Annotated in this window: 1 protein-coding gene; it reads left to right on the plus strand. The window is 70.6% G+C overall.

The window, feature by feature from the left end; genetic code table 11:
• Nucleotides 1–13: 13 nt before the first annotated feature.
• The coding region (gene dnaG, locus G4D87_RS37815) for a DNA primase (RefSeq protein ID WP_371928660.1) at nt 14–1,330 on the plus strand (1,317 nt) is incomplete at its 3' end.

Genomic DNA, 1,330 nt, shown 5'->3' on the forward strand with positions numbered 1-1,330 from the left:
GGGGGTGGGAGTCGTGATTCCTGAGCACAAGATCCAGGAGGTCCTCGACCGGGTGGACCTCGTCGGGCTCATCTCCCGGCATGTGGACCTGAAGAAGGCCGGGCGCGAATGGAAGGCCTGCTGTCCCTTCCATCAGGAGAAGACGCCCTCCTTCTACGTGGTGCCGGAGAAGCGCTTCTATTTCTGCCATGGCTGCCGCGCGAGCGGTGACGCGGTGTCCTTCGTCCAGCGCTACCTGGGCAAGACGTTCCTGGACGCGGTGCGGGACCTGGCCCGCGAGCTCGGCGTGGACCTGGAGGCCGAGCAGGACCCCAGCATGCGGGAGCGGCAGCAAATCAAGGAGGCCACGGACCAGGCCGCCGAGCACTTCCGCGCCATGCTGTGGCAGCAGGACGAAGGCCGCGCCGCCCGCGCCTATGTCGCCAGCCGCGGCGTCTCCGAGGAGACGGCCATGGCGTTCGGCCTGGGCTGGGCGCCCCACGAGTGGGCCTCGCTGACGGAGCGCTTCCAGAAGCTGGGCATGCTGGAGTGGGCGGCGAAGGCCGGCCTGGTCCTCAAGCGCAACAGCGGGGACGGCTACTACGACTTCTTCCGCAGCCGGCTGATGGTGCCCATCCGCGCGCCGGAGGGCCGCCCCATCGCCTTCGGTGGCCGCCTGGTCGGCGCGGACGAAGGGCCCAAGTACCTCAACTCGCGCGAGTCGCGGCTGTACAACAAGAGCGAGACGCTCTTCGGCATGGACCAGGCGCGCGACGAGATGCGCAAGCGCAAGGCCGCCGTGCTCGTGGAGGGCTACTTCGACGCCATTGGCCTGCACCAGGTGGGCGTGCGGCACGCGGTGGCGCTGTGCTCCACCAACCTCACCGCCGGCCACATGCAGGTGCTCAAGCGCGCCGAGGCCCGCGAGCTGATTCTGTTGTTGGACGGAGACTCGGCCGGACTCGCCGCGGTCGAACGGCTCTCCGGTCCCCTGCTCGCCGCGGGGGCGACCGCGCGAGTTGCCCTGCTGCCGCAAGGGGATGATCCCGACACCTTCGCGCGTCGTGAGGGCCAGGAGGGCGTGGAGCGGCTGCTGGAAGGCGCCCACCCGCTCACCGGCCACCTGTTCGCCTCGCTCCTCCCGGAGGGCAAGGCCGCGAGCTTCGAGGAGAAGATGGCAGCGCTCGAGCGGCTCAAGCCGGTGGTGGGCCAGGTCCCCGTGGGCCTGGTGCGCGCCACCCTCTTCAGCGCGGTGGCCGAGCACTTCGGCTGGCGCCCCGCGGACGTGGAGTCCGCCCTGCGCAGCAAGGTGCCCCTGCCCAAGCCCGCCGGCGGGGAGGCACCTCTTTCG

It is taken from the genome of Myxococcus vastator, assembly GCF_010894475.1.
Taxonomy (GTDB): domain Bacteria; phylum Myxococcota; class Myxococcia; order Myxococcales; family Myxococcaceae; genus Myxococcus; species Myxococcus vastator.